Origin of the sequence: Catenulispora pinistramenti (genome assembly GCF_018274385.1) — a bacterium.
GTDB lineage: Bacteria > Actinomycetota > Actinomycetes > Streptomycetales > Catenulisporaceae > Catenulispora > Catenulispora pinistramenti.
Window position 1 is genome coordinate 42,493 of record NZ_JAAFYZ010000021.1, and the last position, 19,578, is coordinate 62,070.

General features: G+C 70.7%; 23 protein-coding genes. 13 read left to right on the forward strand and 10 right to left on the reverse strand.

Features of this window, described 5'->3' with window-relative positions; translation table 11 throughout:
• Positions 1 to 22: 22 nt before the first annotated feature.
• Positions 23 to 880, forward strand: a complete 858-nt coding sequence (locus tag KGQ19_RS09010; protein ID WP_212008612.1) for a bifunctional 5,10-methylenetetrahydrofolate dehydrogenase/5,10-methenyltetrahydrofolate cyclohydrolase — start codon at positions 23 to 25, stop codon at positions 878 to 880.
• A gap of 25 nt (positions 881 to 905) precedes the next feature.
• Here KGQ19_RS09010 and KGQ19_RS53635 read toward each other — a convergent pair whose 3' ends face one another.
• Together KGQ19_RS53635 and KGQ19_RS09015 are read right to left on the reverse strand one after the other, a co-directional pair.
• Entirely contained in the window at positions 906 to 1,085 is a 180-nt protein-coding gene (locus tag KGQ19_RS53635; protein ID WP_498038947.1) for a hypothetical protein, read from the reverse strand.
• A 101-nt stretch (positions 1,086 to 1,186) separates the two neighbouring features.
• Positions 1,187 to 1,414: a hypothetical protein gene (locus KGQ19_RS09015; RefSeq protein ID WP_212008613.1), complete on the reverse strand. Its 228-nt coding sequence runs from the start codon at positions 1,412 to 1,414 to the stop codon at positions 1,187 to 1,189.
• Between the two features lie 235 nt (positions 1,415 to 1,649).
• Between KGQ19_RS09015 and KGQ19_RS09020 the strand changes: the two genes are divergently transcribed.
• Complete coding sequence (locus KGQ19_RS09020) at positions 1,650 to 3,605, forward strand: phosphocholine-specific phospholipase C (protein ID WP_212008614.1); 1,956 nt, start codon at positions 1,650 to 1,652, stop codon at positions 3,603 to 3,605.
• A 114-nt stretch (positions 3,606 to 3,719) separates the two neighbouring features.
• Here KGQ19_RS09020 and KGQ19_RS09025 read toward each other — a convergent pair whose 3' ends face one another.
• Complete coding sequence (locus KGQ19_RS09025) at positions 3,720 to 4,436, reverse strand: IclR family transcriptional regulator (protein ID WP_194909796.1); 717 nt, start codon at positions 4,434 to 4,436, stop codon at positions 3,720 to 3,722.
• A 130-nt stretch (positions 4,437 to 4,566) separates the two neighbouring features.
• Between KGQ19_RS09025 and leuC the strand changes: the two genes are divergently transcribed.
• The 4 genes from leuC to KGQ19_RS52680 all read left to right on the forward strand — a co-directional run bounded on the left by leuC (position 4,567) and on the right by KGQ19_RS52680 (position 7,816).
• Positions 4,567 to 5,973: a 3-isopropylmalate dehydratase large subunit gene (gene leuC, locus KGQ19_RS09030; RefSeq protein WP_212008615.1), complete on the forward strand. Its 1,407-nt coding sequence runs from the start codon at positions 4,567 to 4,569 to the stop codon at positions 5,971 to 5,973.
• A gap of 29 nt (positions 5,974 to 6,002) precedes the next feature.
• On the forward strand, positions 6,003 to 6,602 hold the full coding sequence (gene leuD, locus KGQ19_RS09035; protein WP_212008616.1) for a 3-isopropylmalate dehydratase small subunit: 600 nt from the start codon (positions 6,003 to 6,005) through the stop codon (positions 6,600 to 6,602).
• A 77-nt stretch (positions 6,603 to 6,679) separates the two neighbouring features.
• On the forward strand, positions 6,680 to 6,976 hold the full coding sequence (locus KGQ19_RS09040) for an SCO5555 family protein (RefSeq protein ID WP_212008617.1): 297 nt from the start codon (positions 6,680 to 6,682) through the stop codon (positions 6,974 to 6,976).
• A gap of 132 nt (positions 6,977 to 7,108) precedes the next feature.
• On the forward strand, positions 7,109 to 7,816 hold the full coding sequence (locus KGQ19_RS52680; protein ID WP_212008618.1) for an HU family DNA-binding protein: 708 nt from the start codon (positions 7,109 to 7,111) through the stop codon (positions 7,814 to 7,816).
• A gap of 244 nt (positions 7,817 to 8,060) precedes the next feature.
• On the opposite strand, the gene KGQ19_RS09050 is transcribed toward KGQ19_RS52680, so the two are convergent.
• Both KGQ19_RS09050 and cofC read right to left on the reverse strand, forming a co-directional pair.
• Complete coding sequence (locus tag KGQ19_RS09050; RefSeq protein WP_230418377.1) at positions 8,061 to 8,279, reverse strand: hypothetical protein; 219 nt, start codon at positions 8,277 to 8,279, stop codon at positions 8,061 to 8,063.
• A gap of 7 nt (positions 8,280 to 8,286) precedes the next feature.
• A complete protein-coding gene (gene cofC / locus KGQ19_RS09055; protein ID WP_212008620.1) occupies positions 8,287 to 9,015 on the reverse strand; it encodes a 2-phospho-L-lactate guanylyltransferase in 729 nt (242 codons plus the stop codon).
• 74 nt (positions 9,016 to 9,089) lie between these two features.
• Here cofC and KGQ19_RS09060 point away from each other — a divergent pair, with 74 nt between their 5' ends.
• On the forward strand, positions 9,090 to 9,905 hold the full coding sequence (locus tag KGQ19_RS09060; RefSeq protein WP_212008621.1) for a lysophospholipid acyltransferase family protein: 816 nt from the start codon (positions 9,090 to 9,092) through the stop codon (positions 9,903 to 9,905).
• Entirely contained in the window at positions 9,902 to 10,909 is a 1,008-nt protein-coding gene (locus KGQ19_RS09065) for an NAD(P)H-dependent glycerol-3-phosphate dehydrogenase (RefSeq protein ID WP_212008622.1), read from the forward strand. Before KGQ19_RS09060 ends, KGQ19_RS09065 begins: the two co-directional genes overlap by 4 nt.
• A 93-nt stretch (positions 10,910 to 11,002) precedes the next feature.
• Here KGQ19_RS09065 and KGQ19_RS09070 read toward each other — a convergent pair whose 3' ends face one another.
• Positions 11,003 to 12,295: an MFS transporter gene (locus tag KGQ19_RS09070; protein WP_212008623.1), complete on the reverse strand. Its 1,293-nt coding sequence runs from the start codon at positions 12,293 to 12,295 to the stop codon at positions 11,003 to 11,005.
• A gap of 37 nt (positions 12,296 to 12,332) precedes the next feature.
• Between KGQ19_RS09070 and KGQ19_RS09075 the strand changes: the two genes are divergently transcribed.
• A complete protein-coding gene (locus KGQ19_RS09075) occupies positions 12,333 to 13,505 on the forward strand; it encodes a D-alanine--D-alanine ligase family protein (protein ID WP_230418379.1) in 1,173 nt (390 codons plus the stop codon).
• 51 nt (positions 13,506 to 13,556) lie between these two features.
• Here KGQ19_RS09075 and KGQ19_RS09080 read toward each other — a convergent pair whose 3' ends face one another.
• Both KGQ19_RS09080 and KGQ19_RS09085 read right to left on the reverse strand, forming a co-directional pair.
• Positions 13,557 to 14,078, reverse strand: a complete 522-nt coding sequence (locus KGQ19_RS09080; RefSeq protein WP_212008625.1) for a DUF3515 family protein — start codon at positions 14,076 to 14,078, stop codon at positions 13,557 to 13,559.
• An 85-nt stretch (positions 14,079 to 14,163) separates the two neighbouring features.
• Positions 14,164 to 14,403, reverse strand: a complete 240-nt coding sequence (locus tag KGQ19_RS09085) for an Lrp/AsnC family transcriptional regulator (RefSeq protein WP_194895942.1) — start codon at positions 14,401 to 14,403, stop codon at positions 14,164 to 14,166.
• Between the two features lie 131 nt (positions 14,404 to 14,534).
• Between KGQ19_RS09085 and KGQ19_RS09090 the strand changes: the two genes are divergently transcribed.
• The gene (locus KGQ19_RS09090) at positions 14,535 to 15,659 is read left to right on the forward strand and encodes a thiamine-phosphate kinase (protein WP_212008626.1); all 1,125 of its coding nucleotides are present in this window, start codon (positions 14,535 to 14,537) and stop codon (positions 15,657 to 15,659) included.
• Between the two features lie 31 nt (positions 15,660 to 15,690).
• Here KGQ19_RS09090 and KGQ19_RS09095 read toward each other — a convergent pair whose 3' ends face one another.
• The gene (locus KGQ19_RS09095; protein ID WP_212008627.1) at positions 15,691 to 17,088 is read right to left on the reverse strand and encodes an MFS transporter; all 1,398 of its coding nucleotides are present in this window, start codon (positions 17,086 to 17,088) and stop codon (positions 15,691 to 15,693) included.
• A gap of 108 nt (positions 17,089 to 17,196) precedes the next feature.
• On the opposite strand from KGQ19_RS09095, the gene KGQ19_RS09100 reads away from it, so the two are divergent.
• A complete protein-coding gene (locus KGQ19_RS09100) occupies positions 17,197 to 17,484 on the forward strand; it encodes a Dabb family protein (RefSeq protein WP_212008628.1) in 288 nt (95 codons plus the stop codon).
• A gap of 71 nt (positions 17,485 to 17,555) precedes the next feature.
• On the opposite strand, the gene KGQ19_RS09105 is transcribed toward KGQ19_RS09100, so the two are convergent.
• Complete coding sequence (locus KGQ19_RS09105) at positions 17,556 to 17,843, reverse strand: YciI family protein (RefSeq protein ID WP_230418381.1); 288 nt, start codon at positions 17,841 to 17,843, stop codon at positions 17,556 to 17,558.
• Between the two features lie 142 nt (positions 17,844 to 17,985).
• On the opposite strand from KGQ19_RS09105, the gene KGQ19_RS09110 reads away from it, so the two are divergent.
• Together KGQ19_RS09110 and KGQ19_RS09115 are read left to right on the forward strand one after the other, a co-directional pair.
• The gene (locus KGQ19_RS09110) at positions 17,986 to 18,888 is read left to right on the forward strand and encodes a LysR family transcriptional regulator (protein ID WP_212008629.1); all 903 of its coding nucleotides are present in this window, start codon (positions 17,986 to 17,988) and stop codon (positions 18,886 to 18,888) included.
• Between the two features lie 99 nt (positions 18,889 to 18,987).
• Positions 18,988 to 19,530, forward strand: a complete 543-nt coding sequence (locus KGQ19_RS09115; RefSeq protein WP_212008630.1) for a GNAT family N-acetyltransferase — start codon at positions 18,988 to 18,990, stop codon at positions 19,528 to 19,530.
• The last annotated feature ends 48 nt before the right edge of the window (positions 19,531 to 19,578 follow it).

The following is a 19,578-nucleotide window of genomic DNA, read 5'->3' on the forward strand; positions in this document are numbered from 1 at the left end:
CGATCGCCCAGGAGGCGCGCTCATGACCGAATCCCACAACGCCGCTCTTCTGGACGGCACCGCCGTGGCCGCCCGCATCGTCGAGAAGGTCACCGCCGACGCGGCCGCGCTCACCGCCGGCGGCGTCACCCCGTGCCTGGCGACCGTGCTGGTCGGCGCGGACCCGGCCTCGGTCACCTACGTCCGCATGAAGCAGAACCGCAGTGCGAAGGCCGGGATCGGCTCCTGGCACGTGGAACTGCCCGCGAACATCACCACCGCGACCCTGGTCGCCGCGCTCACCGAACTGTCGCAGGACCCGGACGTGCACGGCATCCTGCTCCAGCACCCGGTGCCCGCGCACATCGACGAGCGCGCCGCCTTCGAGGCCATCGCGCCGGAGAAGGACGTGGACGGCGTCACGATGCACTCCTTCGCCGCCATGGCCTTCGGCGAACCCGGCTTCGTCTCCGCCACCCCCGGCGGCATCCTGCGCCTGCTCGACGAATACGGGGTCGAACTCGCCGGCAAGCACGCCGTGGTGGTCGGCCGCAGCCCGATCCTCGGCAAGCCGGTCGGGATGATGCTCCTGGCCCGGGACGCCACGGTGACCTACTGCCACTCCCGCACCGCCGATCTGGCCTCCTACACCCGCCAGGCGGACATCCTGGTCGCGGCCGTGGGCCGGCCCGCGTTCATCACCGGCGAGGCCATCAAGCCCGGCGCGGTCGTCATCGACGCCGGCTACAACCCCGGCAATATCGGCGACGTCGACTTCGCCAGCGCGGTGACGAAGGCGGGCCTGATCACGCCGGTGCCCGGCGGCGTCGGACCGATGACGATCGCGGTGCTGCTGGAGCAGACGGTCGCGGCGGCGACCCGGCAGCAGGGGCGTCGCTAGAGGGCTTGTCTGTGTGGGGGGCGCGTCAGATGTGGCCCAGGATCGCCCTGACGATCTGATCGATCCGTTGCCAGTCCTGGGCCGTCACCGCGCCGCGCGGGTGCGTGAGGCCGGAGATCGGAAGCCACTCGACCAGCTCCGGCAACACGGTGCCCGTCAGCGGGGTGGCGAGCGGAACATCCGTGGCGAAGTCCTCGGCCGGCAGCGGCCACCGGGCACACGATCACGCGGCCCGGGCCGGCCTCGTTGTAAAGGTTCGAGGAGAGGATGAGTGCGAGGGTCGGACGATCGCCGCGCTCCCAGATCTCACCCTGCCGCACGCTGCTCCTCGACGTCTTCCTTGTGCCCCGCAAGCCATTCGGGGGTGATGCCCAGCTGGCGCTCCCGCTCTGCCGAGCGGCTGAAACGCTGGCGCCAGGCCGCTTCGGTGAGGACCTTGTCGGTCCAATTGGACAGGTTCATCCCGGCGGCGCTGGCCGCGGCCCGCGAAGCGTCTATGGTGTCCTGCTTCACACTCACATCCAGCTTTGGCATGGTACTAAAAATACCACCAGGAGTGGTACAGGTGATGGCCTTTGCTGAGGCACTCGGACCGATGACGATCGCGGTGCTGCTGGAGCAGACGGTCGCGGCGGCGACCCGGCAGCAGGGGCGTCGCTAGAAGGCTGGTTGTCTATACACGTTCATCCAATGGGGCTTCCGGGTTGAAGGCCGTTCTGGCACGATCGCTACCCGCCGGTAACCTGCCATCCGACTCCGGAGGTCCCCCATGTCCCCGTTGACCCGCCGCGCTTTGCTCGGCTCCGGCCTGGCCGCAGGCGTCGGCGTCGCCGCCGGCCTCGGCGCGCTGCCGGACACCGTGCAGCAGGCGCTCGCCGCCACCTCGGTCCGGCCCGGTTCGCTGGACCAGGTCGAGCACGTCGTGGTGTTCATGCAGGAGAACCGGAGCTTCGACCACTACTACGGCACGCTGTCCGGGGTGCGCGGCTTCGGCGACACCTCGCGGGTACGGCTGCCGAACGGCTCGAACGTGTTCGAGCAGAAGCTCTTCGGCACCTGGGGCAGCACCCTGATGCCCTGGCACCTGGACACCGCGACCTCCGACGCGCAGCAGATCTACGACCTCGACCACAGTTGGGGCGGGACGCACAGCGCGTGGGCCAACGGCCAGTACGACAACTGGGTCCCGGCCAAGACCTGGTACACGATGGGCTACTACACGCGGAACGACATCCCGTTCCAGTACGCGCTCGCCGACGCCTTCACGATCTGCGACCAGTACTTCTGCTCGGCGATGACCTCCACCGACCCGAACCGGCTCTTCCTGTGGTCCGGCACCATCGACGCCGCGGGCAAGTACGGCGGGCCGGCGATCGACAACACCGGCAAGGGCTACAAGTGGACCACCTACCCCGAGCGGCTGCAGGCGGCCGGGATCTCGTGGAAGGTCTACCAGCAGCCGGACAACTTCGACGACAACGCGCTGGCCTGGTTCGACCAGTTCGCCAACGCCCCGCAGTCCTCGCCGCTGTGGGTCAACGGCATGCAGAAGCTGGGGCCGGACGACTTCGCGCAGGACGTCGCGGCCGGGAAACTGCCCGCGGTCAGCTGGATCGTGGCGCCGACCGCGCAGTCCGAGCACCCGAACTACCCGCCGGCCCAGGGCGCCGACTTCACCGCGTCCTACGTCCTGTCGGCGCTGGCGGCCAACCCGGAGGTGTGGGCCAAGACCGTCGTGTTCCTGAACTACGACGAGAACGACGGCTTCTTCGACCACGTGGTGCCGCCGGTCGCCCCGCCCGGCACCGCGGACGAGTACGTCAACGGCGCGCCGATCGGGCTGGGCCCGCGGGTGCCGATGGTCGTCATCTCGCCGTGGAGCCGCGGCGGCAAGGTGAACTCCGAGGTCTTCGACCACACCTCGGTGCTGCGCTTCCTGGAGAACTGGACCGGCGTGCGGGAGCCGAACATCTCGGCCTGGCGGCGCACCGTCTGCGGCGACCTGATGTCCGCCTTCGACTTCTCCGGCAAGAACACCGCCTTCCCGGTCCTGCCGGACACCAAGGCGCTGCTGGCCGCCCTCGCGCAGCAGGAGAAGACGCTGCCGCCGGTGTTCCCGCCGCTGGAGCCGTCGATGCCGGTGCCCGAAGGCGGTGACCGGCCGGCCCGGCCGCTCGGCTACGCGTTCGACACCACGTCGTGGACCGACACCTCGGACGGCACCTTCTGGATCAAGGTGGACAACACCGGCGGGCTCGGCGCCGGCTTCTCCATCTACACGGTCAACTACCGCGACTTCGGCGCCTGGCAGTACGTCGTCCCGGCGGGGGAGAGCGTCCAGGACTTCTTCAGTGCCCTGAGCGTCAGCGGCGGCCCCTACGACATCGACGCGCACGGCCCGGACGGCTACCTGCGCGGATTCAAGGGGAACGTGAAGACCTGGGCTGACAAGACTGCCGCGCACCCCGAGGCATCCGTCACGCGCGGCAGGGGCAAGACGCTCACCGCGACTCTGACGAATCAGGGAACGAAGGCGGTGGAGTTCACCGTCGGCGCCAACGCGGCCTTCGGCGCGAACCTGGGTCCCACGCGGAAGGTGACGGTCGCCGCCGGGGGTAAGGAGGCTGTGACGCTGACCGCGACCGCGGCGGGCCGGTATGACTTCACGGTGACCGCCGACACCGGGGACGGGTTCGAGCGGCGGTTCGCGGGCCGGATCTACTGACCGAAGCGGTGTGCGTCCTCGCCTGGGCCGTCGACCCGGGCGACGGACACGCCGTTGTGTCGTCGATCCCGAATTCGCTCCGTCTGTGTTCCGTCTGTTCTCCGTGCCGGCTTGCTACGAGCCGCGCTTCACCGCTTCGCTCAGCCGCGCCGCGGCCTCCACCACCGACTGTGCGTGCAGCCGTCCGGGCTGGCGCGTGAGCCGCTCGATCGGGCCGGACACCGACACCGCGGCGATGACGCGGTTGTTGGGGCCGCGGACCGGCGCCGAGACCGAGGCCACGCCCTGCTCGCGTTCGGCGACCGACTGGGCCCAGCCGCGGCGGCGGACGCCGGCCAGGGTCGTGGCGGTGAACCGGGCGCCCTGCAGACCGCGGTGCAGCCGGTCCGGCTCCTCCCACGCCAGCAGGATCTGCGCCGCGGAGCCGGCGGTCATCGGCAGCGCCGAGCCGATCGGCACGGTGTCGCGCAGTCCTGACATGCGCTCGGCGGCGGCCACACAGACCCTCAGGTCGCCCTGGCGGCGGTAGAGCTGTGCCGATTCGCCGGTGTGGTCGCGCAGCGCGGCCAGCACCGGCCCCGCGGCGGCCAGCAGCCGGTCCTCGCCGGCCGCCGAGGCCAGTTCCTGTAACCGCGGCCCGAGGATGAAGCGGCCCTGCATGTCCCGGGATACGAGACGGTGATGCTCAAGGGCCACGGCCAGCCGGTGGGCCGTCGGGCGCGCCAAACCCGTGGCCGTGACCAGGCCGGCCAAGGTGGTCGGGCCCGCTTCCAGGGCGCTCAATACGACGGCGGCCTTGTCCAGGACGCCGACTCCGCTAGAGTTGTCCATAGACCGAATTCTGCCGTCTCAGATCCCGAGACGCAAGGCGTGCGCCGCGAATGATCCAAACCGTTGCGGGCGCCGCCGGCCGCGAGATCGGCGACAACAGATGTGACCAAGTGGGAAGACAGGAGCGACGATGCCCCACACCCTGGCCGAGAAGGTGTGGGCGGACCATGTGGTCCGCTCGGCCGACGGCGAGCCCGACCTGCTCTACATCGATCTGCACCTGCTGCACGAGGTGACCTCGCCCCAGGCCTTCGACGGGCTCCGGAACGCCGGCCGGCCGGTGCGCCGCCCCGACCTCACCATCGCCACCGAGGACCACAACACCCCGACGCTGGAGATCGACAAGCCGATCGCCGACCCGGTGTCCCGGCTGCAGATCGAGACGCTGCGCAAGAACTGCGCCGACTTCGGCGTGCGGATCCACTCCCTGGGCGACGCCCAGCAGGGCATCGTGCACGTCGTCGGCCCGCAGCTGGGCCTGACCCAGCCCGGCATGACCGTGGTGTGCGGCGACTCGCACACCTCCACCCACGGCGCCTTCGGCGCGCTGGCGTTCGGCATCGGCACCAGCGAGGTCGAGCACGTGCTGGCCACCCAGACGCTGCCGCTCAAGCCGTTCAAGACGATGGCCGTCACGGTCACCGGCGAGCTGGCCGAGGGGGTCACCGCCAAGGACGTCGTCCTCGCCGTCATCGCGCAGATCGGCACCGGCGGCGGGCAGGGCTACGTCATCGAGTACCGCGGCGCGGCCGTCGAGAAGCTGTCGATGGAGGGCCGGATGACGGTCTGCAACATGTCCATCGAGGCCGGCGCCCGGGCCGGGATGATCGCGCCGGACGAGACCACCTTCGCGTACCTGAAGGGCCGCGCGCACGCGCCGGCCGGCGCCGACTGGGACGCCGCGGTCGCGTACTGGAAGACGCTGCGCACCGACGACGGCGCGGGGTTCGACGCCGAGGTCGTCATCGACGGCGATGCCCTGACCCCCTACGTCACCTGGGGCACCAACCCCGGCCAGGGCCTGCCGCTGTCGGCGTCGGTCCCGGACCCGGAGACGGACTTCGAGGCCGAGGTGGACAAGACCGCCGCCCGCAAGGCCTTGGAATACATGGGCCTGCGCGCCGGCACCCCGTTGCGCGAGATCAGGGTGGACACCGTCTTCCTCGGCTCGTGCACCAACGGCCGGCTGGAGGACCTGCGTGCCGCCGCCGCCGTCATCAAGGGCCGCAAGGTCGCCGACGGCGTGCGGATGCTCGTGGTGCCGGGCTCGGCGCGGGTGCGGCTGGAGGCCGAGGCCGAAGGTCTGCATGAGGTGTTCACCGCCGCCGGCGCCGAGTGGCGGTTCGCCGGCTGCTCGATGTGCCTGGGCATGAACCCCGACCAGCTGGCCCCCGGCGAGCGCTCGGCGTCCACGTCCAACCGCAACTTCGAGGGCCGGCAGGGCAAGGGCGGCCGCACGCACCTGGTGTCGCCGCTGGTGGCCGCCGCGACGGCGGTCACCGGGACCCTGTCGTCCCCGTCGGACCTGGCCGCCTGAGCCCACACAGAGCAGGAGCGAGGACAGTCATGGAGAAGTTCAAGACGCACACCGGGCGCGCGCTGCCGCTGCGCCGCTCCAACGTCGACACCGACCAGATCATCCCGGCGGTGTACCTCAAGCGCATCACCCGCACCGGGTTCGAGGACGGGCTGTTCGCGGCCTGGCGCGCCGATCCGGAGTTCATCTTGAACTCCGAGGATTATCAGGGTGTGTCGGTACTGGTCGCCGGACCCGACTTCGGGACCGGTTCCTCCCGCGAGCACGCCGTCTGGGCGCTGAGGGACTACGGCTTCAAGGTGGTGCTCTCGGCGCGGTTCGCCGACATCTTCCGGGGCAATTCGGCCAAGGACGGGCTGCTGACCGCCGTGCTGAAGCAGGAGGACATCGAGATCCTGTGGAAGCTGGTCGAGGAGAATCCGGAGCTGGAGGTGACGGTGGACCTGGAAGCCCGCGAGGTGCGGGTCGAGGGGCACGTCTTCACCTTCGAGGTGGACGACTACACCCGCTGGCGGCTGCTGGAGGGGCTGGACGACATCAGCCTGACGCTGCGGCACGGCGAGGACATCGACGGTTTCGAGCAGAAGCGTCCGGGTTTCAAGCCGAAGACGCTGCCGGCCGCGGTCTGAGCCGCGCGACCGCCGTCCCCTAACGGCGGTACTTGATCAGTTTCTTCTTGGGCGGGGCCGAGGGGCACTATGGGTGAATGTCATCCGACGTGCCCCTACGGCCCCGCCCTTCGCGTTACGCGGCCTTCGCCGCGCGCCTGAAGGACGTCCACAAAGCGCTCGGGGATCCGCGGATCCCGGCGCAGCGGCGCGCCGAACTCACCAAACGGGTGCTCGCCATCACCGCTTTGTCGCGCCACGACGTGACGGTCGCGGCACACCGTTTGGAAGAGTTCTTCACCGAACTCGCAGTGCTCGCCCCCGGAGCCGTTTCCGGGGCCGTTTCTTCCCCCGAAGGCACCCCTTTTGGGAAAAACACTGCGACACAAGGGTGATTTAACCCCTAGGTATTTGATTCACCCTCTGGTGCCACCATACGGTGCGATTGGTTCTGATACGGAGCAAGCATGCGACGTACGGCCGAAATCAGACGCAAGACGTACCAACAGCCCTAAGGGTAGGTAGACATGAACAAGGCCCAGCTGATCGAGGCCGTCGCCGACAAGCTCGACGCGTCCAAGAAGGATGCCGGGGACGCGGTCGACGCGGTCCTGGACGCGATCATCGCTTCGGTGGCATCGGGGACCAAGGTCTCCATCACCGGTTTCGGCTCCTTCGAGAAGGTCAAGCGCCCGGCGCGCACCGCCCGCAACCCGCGCACCGGCGAGTCGGTGAAGGTCAAGGCCTCCTCCGCGCCGAAGTTCAAGGCCGGCCAGGGCTTCAAGGACATGGTCAACGGCGACAAGAAGGCCCCCGCCGCGGCGAAGGCCGCCGCCAAGAAGACCGCGAAGGCGGCCGCGAAGAAGGCGGCGCCGGCCAAGAAGACCGCTGCCAAGGCCACCGCGGCCAAGGCGGCTCCGGCCAAGAAGGCGGCGGCGAAGAAGACCGCCGTCAAGGCGACCGCGAAGAAGGCGGCGCCGGCCAAGAAGACCACGGCCAAGAAGGCCGCGCCGGCGAAGAAGGCCGCCGCCAAGAAGACGACCGTGGTGAAGGCGGCGGCGAAGAAGGCCGCCACCGCCAAGAAGGCGCCGGCCAAGAAGGCCACCCCGGCCAAGAAGGCGGCGGCCCGACCGGTGGCGAAGAAGGTCGCCAAGGCCCCGGCGAAGAAGGCGGCGCCGGCCAAGCGCACCACCGCCAAGAAGGCGCCGGCGAAGAAGAGCGCCGCCAAGCGGTAGTTCTCCTCCGGCGGGGACATAGCGTCCCAACGGTCTAATACGCGGCGGTGCCCTGGTCTGGGCACCGCCTCGTTGTTTTGGGGGACCTGCGAGTGGGGTTCTCAGATGATGTGTGTTGCTGGGGGGAAGATCGATCCAGCCGGTAGCGGCTCTCTCGCTGCTTGCGAAGGCGCCGCTCTATCTCCTTGCCCGGCAGGCCGGTTCTGAGCGACCACGGGCCGCCGTCCAGGCTTGTGACGGGGGGCTACTCCGGCAGCGGCAGTGTCACCAGCGTCAGTGCCACAACGCGCCCGTCATCCACGCTCATCTTCACCCGCTGGCCGATGCGCAGCAGCCGCAGACCGCCGGCGTCGAAGGCCGGGCCGTCGAAGGCGACTTCGGTGCCGTCGTCCAACAGGACGGTGCCGGCGCGGGTCGTGGGGTCGAAAACCCTTGCGGTGCCTTGGGCCTCTTTGCGCGTCACGCACTGTTTATACACCCGAGCACACTCGCTCCCGTGCGCTCCAGACCTCGGTCGTGCGCGGGCCGACACCCAGCAGGAGGGCGTCGGCGAGGTCGGTCGCGGTGTCCACGTCGCGGCGCAGCGAGGCGATCTGTATCCCCTGGCCAAAGCGGGCACCGGCTAGTTCCAGCGCGCCGCTGGCGGCGTGGGCGGCGCGGGAGGGTCCGCCGAAGCGCGGGTCCAATTCCACGCCGGGCGGGGCGAAGAGCATCGTGGTGCCGATGTCGTGGGCGTCGGCGACGAAAGAGCGAACGCCTTCGGCAATATGTGCCAAGGCGATATCCAACTCGGCGGCGCGTAATGCCGGGAGATCTGCGGTGCAGGCGGCGATGCCGATATCGGTTCCGAGTTTTCTTCGGGCCGCCGCCGCTCCGAACATGAATGCGGCGTTCAATCCGGCGTCCGGGGTGTCCGGGACGATCGTCGCGCCGATTTCGCCGAGGACTTCGGCGGCTTGCGGATCGTCGGTGACCACCAGGACGTCGGCGACTCCGGAGGCGGAGAAGGCGGCGTTCACCGTGTCCGTGGCGAAAGCCAGGGCGAGGCGTTCGCGCAGGGCCGGCGGCACGCCGGGGCCGGCCAGCCGGGTCTTGGCGAGCCCCAGGCGTTTCACCGGCACCACCAGACACCAGTCTGTGTTTCCCGTGGTACGGCCCGTGTCGCCGGCGCCGGGCTCGAAAAGGTCTGACCGGGGCATGACTCGATCCTGTCACGTCGGGACGACGACCGGCGTACTTGTTCGGACGCCCCGCACTCGGGAACACTTGGGGGATGCCCTCCAGCACCCCCTACCGGCCGCCCAGGAAGCTGGGTGCGGCCTTCCGGTTCATCGTCATCGTGATGATCCCGTTGCTGCGCGTGGTGATGAAGCGGGACTGGCGCGGCGGCGAGCACATCCCGGAGACCGGCGGTGTGGTGATCGCGGCCAACCACATCTCGCACGTGGACGCGCTGGCCTTCGGCCACTACGTCTACGGCAGCGGCCGGGTCCCGCGGTTCCTGGCCAAGTCCGGGGTGTTCAGGAACAAGTTCGTCGGCAGCGTGCTGCGCGCGGCCAATCAGATCCCGGTCTACCGGGACAGCGCGGACGCGGCCAACGCGCTGCGCGACGCCATCGCCGCGGTGAACGACGGCCAGGCGGTCGCGATGTATCCGGAGGGCACCATCTCCCGCGACCCCGGGCTGTGGCCGATGGCGGCCAAGAGCGGCGCGGCGCGCATCGCGCTGGCTACCGGCTGCCCGGTGGTCCCGGTGGCACAGTGGGGGGCGCAGGAGATCCTGGCCTACCACGAGAAGATGCCGCACCTGCTGCCGCGCAAGCGGATGATCATGCTGGCCGGCCCGCCGGTGGACCTGGACGACCTGCGCGGTCGGCCGCAGACCGCGCAGACGGTGCGGGAGGCGACGGAGCGCATCATGGACGCCATCACCGAGTTGCTGGCGAAGGTGCGCGGCGAGGAGCCGCCGGCGGTGCGGTACGTGCCGGCGAACGAGAACGACAACGGCGAAGCCGACGAAGGGGCCGCGGGCGCGGCCGCCGAGTGGGACGCCGACGGAGAGAGCGGAAAGCAGGTCGAGAGCGCATGAGGCGTTGTGCCGTCTTCGGTACCGGTTCGTGGGGTACGGCGATGAGCATCGTGCTCGCCGACGCCGGCAACGAGGTCGTGATGGTCGGGCGCCGCGAGGCGCAGATCGCCGCGATCAACGCCGACCACGAGAACGCCGACTACACCCCGGGCATCCGGCTGCCCGATACGGTGCGGGCCACCACCGACGCCGCCGAGGCGCTGGCCGGCGCCGAGTTCGCGTACCTCACGGTCCCGGCGCAGACCCTGCGCGCGAACCTGACGGCCTGGAAGGACCTGATCGGTCCGGAGACGGTTCTGGTGTCGCTGATGAAGGGGCTGGAGGTCGGCACCGCCAAGCGGATGACCGAGGTGATCCGCGAAGTCACCGGCTTCGGGCGGGAACGCGTCGCGGTCCTGTCCGGCCCGAACCTCTCGCCGGAGATCGCCCGCCGCCAGCCGGCCGCCTCAGTGGTGGCCGGCCGGGACGAGGACGTGGTGCTGCGCCTTCAGGCCGAGACGAACGGCCCCTACTTCCGTACCTACACCGCCAGCGACGTGACCGGCGTGGAACTCGGCGGCGTGGTGAAGAACGTCATCGGGCTCGCGGTCGGCATCGCCGACGGCATGGGCTTCGGCGACAACACCAAGGCCACCCTCATCACCCGCGGCCTGGCCGAGACGGCCCGGCTCGGCGCGGCCCTCGGCGCGGATCCGTACACGTTCTCCGGGCTGGCCGGACTCGGCGATCTGGTGGCCACGTGCGCTTCGCCGCTGTCGCGCAACCGCAACTTCGGCATGTATCTGGGGCGCGGCCTGACGCTGGAACAGGCACAGGCGGAAGTGAAGCAGACCGCTGAGGGTGTGAAGTCCTGCGAGGCGGTGTTGGAGCTGGCGGATCGGCACGGTGTGGAGATGCCGATCGCCGAGACCGTGGTGGCGATCGTGCACGACGGTCGGGCGCCGGCCGAGATGCTCAAGGAATTGATGACGCGGCCGTTGAAGGCGGAGCGGCACGGGCACTAGGGATCGGGCCGGCTGCCGGAATCGGCCGCCGAATTCGGCTGCCGGAATCGACGTCCGGATCGGAGTCGATGCCCGCGCCGAATTCGGCGGCTGCTAGGCCGGTTCCGGCGCGGTGATGTTCCCCGGGTTCTCCAAACTCCCCGCGCGCTCCGGCCGAGTCCGTTCGGCCCAGCGCGTGACCGACGGCCCCGCCGACCCGGCGGCGGCGAACCCCGCGCCCAGGATCACCCACCCGGGCCCGCCGAGCCCGAGCACCAACGCGGTCAGCAACGCCGGTCCGATCGCGCTCGCGGCGTCCAGGCCGAGCAACGTGAGTCCTTGGTACTGCCCTTGGGCGTGCGCCGGGGCCAGCTCGAAGCTCAACGAGAATCCGGCCGCCGTCACCCACACCCCGGCCCCGCACACCACCGCCGCGCCGCCGAGCAACACGACCGTCTCGGTCCAGCGCGGCCCGGATCCGCTGCCCGCCAACACCGCGCACCCCGCCGCGATCGCCAATCCCGCGATCCGCAACGCCCGGCCGCCTTGCTCGGCCGTCTCTATCCGGCGGCCGACCGGTTGCATCAGCAACACCCCGACCAGGAAGTTCAGCCCGAAGACCGCGGCGGCGACGCCGTGCGGGATGTGGGTGCGCGCGGCGATCCACAGCGGGATCAGCAGCGTCACCACCACCGCTTGCAGGTTTATCAGACCATTGAGAATCGCGAAAGCCGCGTAGGGCCGGTCCGCCAGCGCCGCGAACCGCCGGGTTCCCGGCGGCCGGGGCAGCGGCGCGAAGTCCGGCACCCGCAACAGCAGGAGCGCGCAGACCACATAGGAGACCGCGTTCACCAGGATGACTGTGAGGTACGCCCCGCGCGTGCCGATCTGGATCGCGACCGCCGCGAGCAGCGTTCCGGCCACCACCGCGACGCTCACGAACGTCCGCAGCTTCGCCCGGAACAGCGCCGGCCGCTCACCGCCGACCCGGCCTATCAACGCTCCGCGCGCCGCGTTGTTCGCCGCGTCCGCGACGTAGTCGAAGGCCGCCACCAGTGTGAAGGCCCACCACGAGTGGACGACCACGAACAGCGCCATCGTCACGGTCTGCACGGCGAGCGTCACCAACTGGACGGTGCGCGGCCCGACCCGGTCGGCGAGCGTCCCGGCCGGCACCGAACCGAGCAGAGCGGCCAGCCCGGCGATGCTCAACCCGGTCCCGACCTGGCGCGCCGGGATGCCCACGATCACCGTGAAGTACAGCGCCGACGTGGCCAGGAACATGCCGGTCCCGACCCGGTTCACGAAGCTCGACCACACCAGCGCGCGTTGAGGTCCGGGTTCCGGCAGTTCCGGCAGCCAGCCGCGCAAGCGGCCCACGTCCGTGCCCCGACCCCCCTTGATCATGCTTCGGACTCTACAAGGACTTAGGTATGGTCGGACCATGAGCGATCAGAAGCGGATCCGGGTGGCCGTCGTCTTCGGCGGGCGGTCCAGCGAGCACGCCATCTCCTGCGTCACCGCCGGTTCGATACTGGACGCCGTCCGCAGCAGTCCCGACGCGGACCGCTACGAGTTCCTGCCGATCGGGATCGCCTCCGACGGCCGCTGGGTGTTGGCCGAGCTGCCTGAGCAGGGCGGTCTGCGGCTGTCGATCGAGGACGGCCGGCTGCCCGCGATCGGCCTGCCGGCCTCGGCCGAGCGCTCGAACCTGGTCACCATGGCCGGTGACCCGACCGCCCGCGAGCTGACCGTGCACGAGCCCGGCGCGGTGCCCAAGTCGCTCGGTGAGGTGGACGTCGTGCTGCCGCTGCTGCACGGCCCCTACGGCGAGGACGGCACCTTGCAGGGCCTGCTGGAGCTCGCGGGCATCCCCTACGTCGGCTCCGGCGTGCTGGCCTCGGCGGTCTCCATGGACAAGGAGTTCATGAAGCGGCTGCTGGCCCAGGCCGGGTTCGAGATCGGCGCCTACGAGGTCGTGCGGCCTCGGGACTGGGCCACCGAGGAGGGCCGGTCCGGGGTGCGGCTGGCCGTGGAAGAGCTCGGATACCCGGTGTTCGTCAAGCCGGCCCGGGGCGGGTCCTCGATGGGCGTCACCCGGGTCGACCGGCAGGAGGACCTGGACCAGGCGATCGAGGTCGCCCGCCGGCACGACCCGAAGGTGCTGGTGGAGGCCGCGATCCCGGGCCGTGAGATCGAGTGCGGGGTGCTGGAGGGCCTGGAGCCGCTGGACCGGCCCGAGGCCTCGATGCCGGCCGAGTTGCGGGTCACCGGCCCGCACACGTTCTACGACTTCGAGGCCAAGTACCTCGACGGCAGCACCGAGGTCGACATCCCGGCCCGGCTGAGCGCCGAGGAGATCGAGGACATCCGCGAGCAGACGATCGGCGTCTTCGAGACGCTGGGCGCCGAGGGCCTGGCCCGGGTCGACTTCTTCTACCAGGAGTCGGTTGACGGCGGTCCGGGCCGGTTCATCGTCAACGAGATCAACACCATGCCGGGCTTCACGCCGACGTCGATGTTCCCGCAGATGTGGCTGGCGGCCGGGATGACCTACGCGGAGCTGATCGGGCGGCTGGTCGACACCGCGATGCGGCGGCCGACCGGGCTGCGCTGACCCGCCTGCGCTGACTCGACCGCGGCTGTGGTGAACTCTGGCGGGCTCAGGTCACTGCACCTGGTCGTCGGCGAAGTGCCCGGCCCGGTCCGGGACGGTCTTCACGATCAGCGGGGCCAGGTCCACCAGCGCGTTGGAGGCGTTCTGCTTCTGGGTCTGGCCGTCGTAGGGCACGGTGACCTCGACATACACCGCGCGGTCGGTGGTGGTGTACGTGACGTGGTCGCCGTGGTCCTCGATCAGCCAGTTGACCTGCGCGGTGTCATCGCCCATGTTCGCGTACTGGTTGCTCAGCGGGGTGTAGTCCGGGCCGCCGACCACGATCGCGGCCGGCTCGGCGACCCCGCACCGCAGGACGGTCGTGGGCGAGCCCCAGACCGCGGCCCGCTGTTTCACGTGGTCGTCCGCGCCGACCACTCCGCGCCGGTGGCCGCCCTCCAGCTCCGATGGCAGGGCCTTGACGAGGTTCGCGCAGGCGGACACCACGGCCGGGTCGGAGTCCGGCGGCAGATCGACGCCGACCGCGCCGGTGTGCCCGACGTGGTAGCCCCACACCGCGCCCAGGCATGCCAAAACCGCGGCTGTTCCTACAGCCGCGGCCGGTATCCACCTTTTCGCGTCTCCCGAGGTCGCTCCCACGGAAGACCGGTCTACCACATCACTCGAAGTGCACGATGGGGCAGGTCAGTGTGCGGGTGATGCCCTCGATGACCTGGATCTTGGCGATCACCAGCCGGCCGAGCTCGTCCATGGTCCCGGCCTCGGCGCGGACGATGACGTCGTAGGGCCCGGTCACGTCTTCGGCGGTGGTGATGCCGCTCTCGAGTTCGGCGATCGCCTGCGCCACGGCGCCCGCCTTCCCCACCTCGGTCTGGACCAGGATGTACGCTTGAACCACGTGTCCTCCTACTGTCGGAAACGCCACCGTACCCTGCGGTTCCCTCATTCCGGGAGTCCATGCCCGCTGGGCGGACCGCCGCGGTTCACCCGATCGAGTACCACGGCGTGTCGCCGGGTTACCGTTCTGGCGTGGAGACCATCGACGATGTCGGCGAGTTCGGGCTGATCGCCCGCGTCCAGGCACGCCTGCCCCTGACCAGCCCCGACACCCCCGTCCCGGCCGGCGACGACGCCGCGCTGCTCAACGCCCCGGACGGCCGGCTGGCGGTCAGCACCGACCTGCTGCTGGAGGGCAACCACTTCCGCCGGGACTGGTCCAGCCCCCGTGACATCGGCCACAAGGCCGCGGCGCAGAACTTCAGCGACATCGTCGCGATGGGCGGCGTCCCCACCTCGCTGCTGCTGTCGATGGTGCTGCCCGGCGATCTGCCGGTGGCCTGGGTCGAGGAGTTCGCCGAGGGGGTGGCCGGGGAGTGCGCCGGGCTCGGGGCCATCGTGGCCGGCGGCGACATGGTGCGCGGCGAGCTGATCACGATCTCGGTGACGGTGCTCGGGACGCTGGAGGGCCGGGCCCCGGTGCTGCGGTCGGGGGCTCGGCCCGGGGACACGGTGGCGGTGGCCGGACGGCTGGGGTGGTCGGCGGCCGGGCTGGAATTGCTGCTGTCCGGCGAGAAAACGGGCGTTGAGGCTGGTGATGGCGCGGAGCAAGCGAGTGGTGGCGCGGCCCAAGCGGGGCCCTCGGGTTCGGTGGGGTCGGTGGCCGTGCCGGCTGAAGCGGGATCTGCGGGGTCGGTGGTCGTGCCGCTTGAATCGGGATCTGCGGCCAGGTCCGTGGCGCGTCCTGGAGCAGGGCCCGCGGAGTCGGCGGCCCCGCAGCCTGCTGACTATCTGAGCGCGCACCGCCGCCCGAGCCCGCCGTATGCGGCCGGTCCGCAGGCCGCCCGCGCCGGTGCCACCGCGATGCTCGATGTGAGCGACGGCCTGCTGGCCGACCTGACGCACCTGGCCGTGGCCAGCGGCGTCGCGGTCGACGTCGACAGCGCCCTGGCGGTCACCGCCCCCGGCCCGCGTCTCGACCTGGTTCTGACCGGGGGCGAGGACCATGCGCTGGTCGCGACCTTCGCCCCGGGCGCCGGGCTGCCCGAGGGCTGGCGTCCGATCGGCACGGTCCATGAGGGCTCCGCGGCGGTGACCGTCGACGGCAAGGCGTGGGACGGCGCGGTCGGCTGGAGTCACTTCGGCCATTCGGAGTAGTGCCGGAGTAGGGCCCGCGCCTGGCCCCCGGTCAGGCACCGCGCCGCGTCAGCCCGGTGAGCACCAGCGTGACCAGGGCCCCGACGGCCATCGCGATCCCGGCGGCGTGCATCCCGGACAGTGTGCCGAGGATCGCGACGCCCAGCGCGCTGCCGGTCTGCCGGGCGGCGTTCAGCGCGCCCTGGCCGGTCGCGGCGAGTGCGCGCGGGGTGGCCACGGCCATGTCCGCGGTGATCGACGGGATGGTCATCGTGGTCGCCAGCGCCATCAGCACCTGGGCCAGGATCACCACCGCCAGCGAGGTGTGCGCGCCGACCGTGGACAGGAGCGCGCCGACCGCGATGTTCGCCACCATCGCGACCATCACCATCGGCCGGGCGCCGAACCGGTGCGCCAGCCGGCTGGTCAGCAACGGCAGGAAGCACATCGGGACCATCATCGGCAGGAACGCGACGCCGGTCATGGCCGCGCTCAGATGCCGCGTCTGCTCCAGCCACAGCGTGAGTGAGTACAGCAGGCCGTAGAAGATGTAGTTCGCGGAGACCGCGGTCACCAGGTTGTTGCGGACCCGGCCCAGGCGCAGCAGCTCCGGCGGCAGCACCGGGGTCTGGGCCCGGCGCTCGACGAACGCCACCGCGACGGCGGCCAGTACCGCGAGCCCCAGCGCGGTCAGCGGCGCCGGCCTGCCCCAGCCTTCAGTGCCGGCGTCGACCAGGCCGTAGGTCAGGGCGCTGAGCGCGACGGTGAACAGGACCAGGCCGGGGATGTCGAACTTCTTGCGGTGCTCGGACCGGTGCGAGGACAGCCCGCGGACCAGGAACCAGGAGGCGAGCGCCAGCGGCGGGTTCACGACGAACACCAGCCGCCAGCCGCCGGCCGCGACCAGCGCGCCGCCGAGCACCGGCCCGACGGCCAGCCCGATCCCGGACAGCGCGGCCCACGCGCCGATCGCCTTCGTCCGCTCCTTGGCGTCGGGGTAGAGCCCGGCCAGCAGCGCGAGCGAGGCCGGGACCATGCCGGCCGCGGCGGCGCCGAGCAGCGCCCGGCCGGCGATCAGGCCGGCGGCGTTCGGGGCCAGCGCGCACAGCAGGGATATCAGCCCGAACAGGGCGACCGCGCTCTGATACACCTTCCGCGCGCCGAACCGGTCGGCGATCGCGCCGGAGGCCAGCATCAGACCGGCGAACACGACGGTGTAGGCGTCCACGGTCCAGGGCAGCGCCGCAGCCGAGGCGTGCAGGTGAGTCTTCACATCGGGGAGGGCGACGTTGAGGATCGTCGCGTCGAGCAGGACCATGAAGTTGCCGGCCACGATGCCGGCGAACGCGGCCTTGGCCCGGGGGCTCGCCGGTGTCGGCTCGGGACGAGCGGTAGGACCGGTGACGGTGTCTCCGGTGTTCTTCGGTGCGGCTTCGTCGATCAGTGCCATGGCTCGAGGATCGGGCCGGCCCCGCTCCGGCCGACAGGCCGTCTTTCCGATCGCCCCATCGGAGACTCCGATGGCGGGAAGGGCCGAGCCTGCGCGAGGATTCAGGGCATGATCCGAAGCATATTGCTCCTGAAGTTCACCCCCGAGGCGACCGACGAGCAGATCGAGGCGTTCGGCGCGGCCCTGGCGGCGGTGCCGTTCGAGCGGCGCCGGCACTTCGAGTTCCACCGCGACGTCCGGCTGACGGACGACGCGATGGACGCCGCGGTGATCGCCGACTTCGACGACGAGGAGGCCTACCGGGCCTGGGTCGCGGACCCCGGCCACCACCAGGTGCGGTCCACGTATCTGGACCCGATCCGCGCGCAGCGGGACCGGATTCTGTTCCGCATCTGACCGACCGCCGACCGCCGACCGCGCGCCGACTGCGGACCGAACTCCGACCGCCGGACCGAACCCCGGCCGGCTCAGTCAGCCACCCAGGTGCCCAGCACCGGGTTGAACTCGTTGATCCGGACCCGGGCGACCAGATCGGCCTCGGCGAAGGGGTCGTGCTCCAGCAGCTTCTTCAGCGCCGCCTCGTCCTCGGCTTCGAAGACCAGCAGCGCCCCGGTGTTGTTCACCCACGGCCCCGAAACCAGCAGTTCCCCGCGGTCCTGGGCCTCGCGCAGGAAAGCGCGGTGGGCCGGGCGGATCTCGTCCCGCTTGGCGGTGTCCGCGGTGTAGACGTATTCGACGGCGAAGCGAGCCACCATGTCTCCTTGGGAATGGAAGTTTCAGTCCAGCGACGGCGTTCTGTACAAAGGCTCCGGAGGGACCGGCGCGCGGCCCCCGGGTCCGCACGCACCGTATCCTGCGGACCGCCCCTATCGGAGAAGCCGATGGCAGGATGGTGGCATGGACACCCGACAGTTGCGCGCGTTCCTCGCGGTGGTCGAGACCGGCGGCATCTCCGCGGCCGCCGACCAGCTCGGCTACGCGCAGAGCAGCGTCAGCGACCAGCTGCGCACCCTGGAGCGCGACGTCGGGACCCCGCTGCTGAACCGCACGAGCATCGGCACCGTCCCGACCGAGGCCGGGCAGCGCCTGCTCCCGTACGCCCGCCGGATGCTGGACCTGGACGGCGAGATGCGCCGTACTGTCTCCGGCCGGCGCCCGCTGCTGCGTATCGGCGCGCTCCAGTCGCTGGCCGACGAGTGGCTGCCCGAGGTCCTGACCGCGTTCGACCACGGCGCCGCGGGCCCGGAGACCGCGGACGTCACGGTCACCGTCACCAGCCGCACCCGCCTGATGGAGGAGCTGCTGGAGGGACGTCTGGACGCGGTGTTCACGCTGGACAGCGGCCCCGCCTACGACGGCCCGACCGCGGTGGTCGGCACCGACCGCGTGGTGCTGGTCACGGCCCCGTCGCACCCGCTGGCCGGCGTGCACCCGCTGACGCTGGACGACGTGCGGCGCACGGAGTTCATGGTGACCGAGATCGGCTGCATCTACCGGCAGCTCTTCGACGAGTGCGGTCGCGACCTGGGCCCGTCGCTGAAGATCGCGATGATCACCGGCTCGCTGAACGCCTTGCGCCGGCTGACTGTGAACGGCCGCGGAGCGGCGCTGCTGCCGCGCTTCTCGGTGCAGGCGGAGCTGGAGTCGGGGGACCTGGTGATGCTGGACCTGAAGGAAGGGCTGGCGCCGCTGACGATCGAGGCGCGGTGGCGGGACGAGATCGGGCCGGGTGCGGCGCCGCTGCGCGCATTGGTGGAGCTGACGCAGAAGTTCAGCCCGGCGGCTTGGGCGATGGCGTAAGCGCATCAAGCCGGTAGTGCCTCGGTGGCCGGTGCCAGTGCCGGCACTGGCCACCACTTCCATTGGCCTCGCGGGTTCGGGTCCGGCAAGCTGGCGATCATGACCGATGTGGCGACCGATGTGGTGATCCGCGATGGTGCCGCGGGCGAGGTCGCGGCTGATGTCGCCGATGCCGCGCAGGGTCTTTTCGCCGAGCTGGTGGCCGGCGGCGCGGCGCTCGGTTGGGTGGATCCGCCTTCGAGGGCTGAGATCGGCGCCTTGCTGGCGAAGGTGGCTGCGGCGGCGCGCGCTGGGGACGGCGCCCTGCGGCTGGCCTACTCCGGCGATCGGTTGGCGGGCCTCGGCTATTGGCTGCGCTACGAGCGGCCTACACATCGTCCTCATGCCGATCTGGAGAAGCTCGCCGTCGCCTCCGAAACGCAGGGCATGGGAGTCGGCCGTCTGTTGGCCTCCGCGCTGGTCGACAGTGCCCGCGAGGCCGGCATCGAGGTACTGACCCTGGACGCCCGCGGCGACAACGAGAACGCGCTTCATCTCTACCGCACGCTCGGCTTCCGCGAGTACGGCCGCCTCCCGGACTTCGTCGCGGTGGGAGATCGCCGTTACGACAAGGTCTTCTCCATGCTCGATCTCCGAGCCTGACCGCTCTGGCTTCCTATACCGCCGGCCACGGCTCGTATGCTGATCACC